Annotated in this window: 6 protein-coding genes and 1 pseudogene; all 7 read right to left on the reverse strand. The window is 30.4% G+C overall.

Going from position 1 to position 6,165, the window contains the following annotated elements:
* Nucleotides 1-99: 99 nt before the first annotated feature.
* Complete coding sequence (locus RYM86_RS09600) at nucleotides 100-1,194, reverse strand: DegT/DnrJ/EryC1/StrS family aminotransferase (RefSeq protein ID WP_315079976.1); 1,095 nt, start codon at nucleotides 1,192-1,194, stop codon at nucleotides 100-102.
* A gap of 16 nt (nucleotides 1,195-1,210) precedes the next feature.
* On the reverse strand, nucleotides 1,211-1,732 hold the full coding sequence (locus tag RYM86_RS09605) for a DapH/DapD/GlmU-related protein (protein ID WP_315079978.1): 522 nt from the start codon (nucleotides 1,730-1,732) through the stop codon (nucleotides 1,211-1,213).
* A gap of 187 nt (nucleotides 1,733-1,919) precedes the next feature.
* Nucleotides 1,920-2,327, reverse strand: coding sequence for an FdtA/QdtA family cupin domain-containing protein (locus RYM86_RS09610; RefSeq protein ID WP_315079981.1), 408 nt, complete (start codon nucleotides 2,325-2,327; stop codon nucleotides 1,920-1,922).
* Nucleotides 2,328-2,370: 43 nt separating this feature from the next.
* Entirely contained in the window at nucleotides 2,371-3,168 is a 798-nt protein-coding gene (locus RYM86_RS09615; protein ID WP_315079982.1) for a DapH/DapD/GlmU-related protein, read from the reverse strand.
* Nucleotides 3,158-3,961, reverse strand: a complete 804-nt coding sequence (locus RYM86_RS09620) for a glycosyltransferase (RefSeq protein ID WP_315079984.1) — start codon at nucleotides 3,959-3,961, stop codon at nucleotides 3,158-3,160. Before RYM86_RS09620 ends, RYM86_RS09615 begins: the two co-directional genes overlap by 11 nt.
* A gap of 227 nt (nucleotides 3,962-4,188) precedes the next feature.
* Complete coding sequence (locus RYM86_RS09625; RefSeq protein WP_315079985.1) at nucleotides 4,189-5,241, reverse strand: glycosyltransferase family 2 protein; 1,053 nt, start codon at nucleotides 5,239-5,241, stop codon at nucleotides 4,189-4,191.
* A 148-nt stretch (nucleotides 5,242-5,389) separates the two neighbouring features.
* Nucleotides 5,390-6,165: pseudogene (locus RYM86_RS09630) on the reverse strand (collagen-like protein); the annotation flags it as partial.

Raw genomic sequence — 6,165 nt, forward strand, 5'->3', positions numbered from 1 at the left:
ATGTTTATATAAAAAAGACCTACATTATATTGATGTAGGTCTTTAGTGATTACTATTATTATAGTAAAAGTAATTATTAACCCATAATTCATTTTTACTTTACCACTTATTTAAAACATCTATTATATAATTAATTTCATCATTACTCATCCCATACCATATTGGTAAACTTAATACAGTATTTGAGATTGTTTCCGCCACTGGAAAATCCCCGGATTTATATCCTAAATCATTATATGCTTTTTGGAGATGTATGGGTATTGGATAATGAATTAAAGTATCAATTCCGTTATCTTTTAAATAATTCTTTAGCTCATCTCTATATTCTGTTTTCACTATAAATATATGCCATATAGACTCATCAATTGAGCTTATACATGGAAGAACTATTTTATTGTTATTAATTCCTTCAAGATACAGTTTAGCACTTTTTTGCCTATCATTATTCCACTTATCAAGATACTTAAGCTTTATTCTCAAAAATTCAGCTTGTATTTCATCTAGTCTTGAATTGATCCCTTTATATTCATTATAATATTTAATTATTGAACCATAGTTTCTTATAGCTCGTACTTTTTGTGCTAAAACATTGTCATTAGTAAGGATAGCTCCACCATCTCCTAATGCACCTAAATTCTTTCCAGGATAAAAGCTAAAGCCAGCTGCATCACCAAGATTTCCTGTTTTTTTGCCATTATACATAGAACCATGTGATTGGGCTGCATCTTCTATGAGTTTTAAATTATATTTTTCACATAATACTTTTATTCTATCAGTTTCAGCAGGTCTACCATATAAGTGAACAGCAATAATTGCTTTTGTTTTTTCTGTAATAGCCTCTTCAATTTTATTTACATCGATATTAAATGTTCTAATATCAGGCTCTACAAAAACAACTCTAGCACCAACATAAGAAACTGCTAATGCAGTAGCAATATAAGTGTTAGAGGGCACAATAACTTCATCACCTTCTCCAATATCATATCCTCTTAAAATAATGGAAAGTGCATCTAATCCATTACCACAACTTATACAATAATCAGTACCACAGTATTTAGAAAATTCTTGTTCAAAGGCTGCTACACTTTTCCCTAAAATAAACCAATTACTATCGTATATTCTTTTAAAAGCATCTAAAATCTCATTTCTTATTTCAGTATGCATTGGTTCAAAATTCAAAAATGGTATTTTCATAAAAGTCATCTCCTAACTAAATTGCTCTTACAATAGTTGCTGGATTTCCTGCAACTATTGTATTAGCTGGTACATCATTAGTTACAACACTATTAGCTGCTATTACCGAATTATCACCTATATTTACGCCTTTAAGAATTGTTACAACTGAACCAATCCATACATTATTACCAATATTTATAGGAGCAGCTTTTCCATATGACCTTGTTCTTGTACTTGGATCAATTTCATGACTATCATTGTCATACATAGTAAGCCTATCACCAATTAAACATCTTTCTCCAATTTTTATCTGACGTTGAGCAATAATTGTTATGTCATTACTAAATATAGTATTATTACCTATACTAATTATTGAATTTTTACCTCTTGCTTGTATTAATATATAAAATCCATAAAAATGAGGAGATAGCTCATAACCTAATGTTACGTTGTCTCCGATTTTAACTATACCATCTCCATCAAATATACATTTTTGATTAAACATAGTATTTTCACCTAAGTAGACTAAGTCTTTATTTCTACATATATATTCCATAAAATCACTCCCATTTTGAATTTTTAACATTATTTAATTATACTTTATGCATATTATAAAAAAGCGTATATCATAATCTTCAGACATAAGTAAGATAAAATAAAAGCTTTTTAGACATTTCTATGTCAAGAAGCTCTAAACACATTTACTAAGACCAGTGAATTGATTAAATTGTATACTAATCTTATTAATACCGATTTTTTGCTTCTTGCATATAAATGTCAATATTTCTTATATATTCACTTTCATCATAGTGATCAGACGCAAGTACTAAAAGAACTGTATTCTCACTAAAATCATACATCTCGCTCCATGTATATGGTCCAAGATAAAGTCCTATTGTTGCATCATCTAATATAAAGTCATTCTCTTCCTTTGGATTTTTTACTTTTATCCTTACAGAACCATTAATACATATGAGTACTTGATGAATTTTTCTATGAGCATGAGAACCTCTTGCAAGTCCTTGCGGTACTTTTGAAATATAATAAACACGTTTAATATCAAAAGGAACATCAATCATTTCCTCAATTGGTGTTAAATTACCATATTTATTTTTTAAATTTATAAATTTGAGCAATGAACAATTATACATATTTCCTCCTTAAGAATAGTATTAAATACATTTTAAAGATAAACTATCTTAAATTTTCACTTTTTAGCCATTCCTCATAACCAATTTTATCCCAAGGCATTCCTCTAGAAAAAGTATATTTCCATGGATAAATTTGTTGTCTAGTCAGTTTATTTTTTATATCTCGAGTTAGACAAATCTTCTTTGCTGGATTTCCAACTACTACAGTTTCTTTTTCAACATCTTTATTCACAATGCTTCCTGCACCTACTAAGGAGTCTTCGCCTATATTTACTCCAGGAAGAATTATGCTTCCAGCGGCAACTGCTGCATAAGCTTCTACAGTAACTCCTATTAGAATTTGTGAGGGTGGAGTAGGATCATTAGTCAATATTACATGTGGGAAAATCCAAACAAAATTTTTTATTACACTTTTCTCACCTATAAATACGTTACTATGGAGACTAACATAATTCCCTATGATACATTCTTCCTGTACATCAGATAATGTTCCAATTCTAACATTGTTACCTATCATGGATTTTTCTCTAATGGTTACTCTGTGACCAGTTTGAAAATTATCTCCTATAGTTGTATCACCATAAATAATTGATGCACTCCTTATTAGTGCATTTTCTCCGATAATTAAAGGATGCTCCTTATTTATCATGTCAGAATAGAAATCCATTAAATACTCTCCAAGAATACATCTTGCCCCTATAAAACTTCCTTTTTTTATACGGACGTTATCTCTTATTATTACTCCATAATCTATAAAACAATTATCTTCTATTATTACATTATTACCAATAATAACATTATCCTTTATTTGTACATTCTCAGCTATTTGATTATTCTTCATTAAAATCCTCCTTGTAGATAACATCTTTAATTGAATCTACGTAAGGTAATATTTCTTTTTTTCTAACTAGCTCTAAATCTTCTTTAAATATTTTATCAATTTTAGCATCTCTATTACTTGATATACCGCCTTTTCTGTATTTAACAATAAATCGATCTATATAACCTATACTACATCCATTTCTTGCTAAATATAACCATCTTGGATAATCCTCCACTAATCTATATTCTTCATCATACTTTCCATATCTATCTATAAGTTCTCGTTTGTAAGACATACCTGGCGAAGGTATGAAATTACCAGCACATAACTTTTTATAACAATCAATAGGATTACCGTAGGTATATTTAATATATTGCCATGTAGGTGTTGTCAATAAGCATCGCTTTAGTTGTTCATCATATTGAGCTATATGTCCAGCTGCTATTAAATAATTTGTTTTTGAATAAAATTCCACAATGCTACTTATAACCTCACCATCAAAGAGCACATCATCACAAGCAAGGTTAACAAAATAATTACCAGTTGCTAAACCAATTGCATTATTTAAATTCTTAACTATTCCTAAATTACATGAATTTTGATTTATTACATAATTAACTATGTTATCTTTTTTATTATTTAGTATATATTGTTTTATTTCGTCTTTTTGAAAATTACTAGAAAAATCATCGCTAATAATAATTTCAATGTATGGATAACTCTGTTGTAAAATTGAATTTAGACATTCTTCCATATATTGTAGATTATTATAAGATAATACTAATATACTAACTAGATTACTATTGTCCATAAATTAACCTCCTATTAAATTTATTTACAATCAATAATATTCTATGGTATACATTGTATGATTGTTACAGAGATTATTTTAAGAGTAATTATATTGTATACATTGTTAAAAAGAAAAAAGCAGGAACTAATGTAATAATTTTTTGTATAGTTCCTGCTTATTAAAAAATAGGGGGAATTATGAGCTAGATATGATTAAGATACAATAAAGATTAATTATATATTATTTTAATCAAAACCTAACCCTTGAAAATATTTTTTATTATATAACATTCGTTCATCGTTAGGTCTAAATGTGGTAGCAATTTCATTATGATCATATGCTAATTTATGGTTTCCTAATCTGTCATAGCAAACACATAATTGTAAGTGAGGTAACCATGTCCAACATGCATCATTAAAAAATCCCCAACTATCTTTTGGTTTTTCGAGCTTTGTAGCCGCTTCATACCAAAAGGCTGCTTGTTTATATTTTTTTTCGTGTAAAAAAGAAAAACCTATTTTACAGCAAGCTTCAGCTCTTGGAGTATCATATTCAAAGCTCCTAAAAGCATATTTTCTGCCTTCTTCGACATTATCTATTGATTGATAATAATCACATATCTTTTCACAAACCCGAATGTTATCTTCGAACCATCCTTGTTTAGAATCTAAAAACTTATTATAGTATTTTAGAGCTTCATCATATATATTATGATCATACAATTCATTAGCATAATAAAGAATATCTCTTGGGGTAAATTCTATTCCTTGCTCTAATTTGCTTCTAAAGATTTCTAGATTTCGCTTTGGGGTTTGCTTTAACTTTCTATGAGTTATGGCAATTTCGCTATTTATTATATTACCACCAACTGCCAAGTATTCATGAACAAAGCCAAACCATCTAAAATTATTAGTTCTTTTAACTAGTCTATTACGCCTATAAGTTGAGGTGACATTTCCATATTCATCAAAACCTATATTATATTTTGCCGTTACAGAATCAACAGAGGGATCTAGAGTTTCCTTTAAATTTTTGAATTTCTCTACATCTTCAGGTAACAAAATATCATCAGCATCTAGCCAAAGAATATAATCTTTAGTAGCTTTGCTAAAAGAAAAGTTCCTCGCAGCAGAAAAATCATCAATCCACTGAAAATCATAAACCTTTGAGGTGTAGTTATTAACGATTTCTTTAGTTTTATCATGGGAGCCAGTATCAACAATTATTATTTCATCAACTATATCTTTTACTGATTCTAAGCAGTTTGCTATTGAATCTTCTTCATCTTTAACTATCATACAAAGACTAATAGTTATCAAATAATCACCTTCTTTAAAGTTTTACACTATATAATATGGCAACAAAAATATTTTGATACAGGCCTTACCTTAATAAAAAAAGATTGCCTGCCTAGATAAAGACAGACAACCTCATTTATAATTTTAATTATCCAAAGATAACTATATTTAGTGCTCTAGTATTAGCAGTAACACTAGAAATATTAGTACTAGTAATTGTAATTACAATAGTATAAGTGAACGTACCGGCTCCAGGAGTATCAGTCCAAGTGAGGTTAGGAACCTCAGTTAGCGATCTACTAACAGCGAGAGAAAGATTATCAGAATTATCAATTGTTATTACAGCAATAGAACTTGCACCACGGAATAGCTCATATCTAATTGTATAAGAATAAGTTACTAGTGCTGCGGCTGTGACAATATCAATTTCTGCCATTGAATCTAATTTTAAAGTTTGACTAGCAGTAGTAGTAACTTGTCGAGAAAGAATAGTTGTTGGAGTAACAAGAGAAAGTGCTAATGAAGTGCTTGCCATTGTAGGAACTAATGCGCTTCCAGATCCAGTAGCACCGGTATCTCCAGTAGCACCAGTAGCTCCGGTAGCACCAGTAATACCAGTAGCACCGGTTACGCCAGTAGTTCCAGTTACACCAGTAGCTCCAGTAGTTCCAGTAGTTCCAGTAATTCCAGTAATTCCAGTAGCACCAGTAACTCCAGTAGCGCCAGTGTCACCAGTAACGCCAGTAGCCCCAGTAATTCCAGTGTCTCCGGTAACTCCAGTATCACCGGTAGTTCCAGTAACACCTGTAGCGCCTGTGACTCCAGTATCACCGGTAGCACCAGTAATTCCTGTAGCGCCAGTATCACCGGTAGTTCCAGTTACACCAGTAGCTCCAGTGTCACCAGTAGTTCCGGTTACGCCAG

Source organism: uncultured Clostridium sp. (assembly GCF_963527835.1).
Classification (GTDB): Bacteria; Bacillota; Clostridia; order Clostridiales; family Clostridiaceae; genus Clostridium.

What these genes read in the sequence shown, in the direction of transcription:
- RYM86_RS09620 (WP_315079984.1), bottom strand. Translation starts at nt 3,961, where the DNA reads ATGGACAATAGTAATCTAGTTAGTATATTAGTATTATCTTATAATAAT.
- RYM86_RS09600 (WP_315079976.1), bottom strand. Translation starts at nt 1,194, where the DNA reads ATGAAAATACCATTTTTGAATTTTGAACCAATGCATACTGAAATAAGA.
- RYM86_RS09625 (WP_315079985.1), bottom strand. Translation starts at nt 5,241, where the DNA reads ATGATAGTTAAAGATGAAGAAGATTCAATAGCAAACTGCTTAGAATCA.
- RYM86_RS09615 (WP_315079982.1), bottom strand. Translation starts at nt 3,168, where the DNA reads ATGAAGAATAATCAAATAGCTGAGAATGTACAAATAAAGGATAATGTT.
- RYM86_RS09605 (WP_315079978.1), bottom strand. Translation starts at nt 1,732, where the DNA reads ATGGAATATATATGTAGAAATAAAGACTTAGTCTACTTAGGTGAAAAT.
- RYM86_RS09610 (WP_315079981.1), bottom strand. Translation starts at nt 2,327, where the DNA reads ATGTATAATTGTTCATTGCTCAAATTTATAAATTTAAAAAATAAATAT.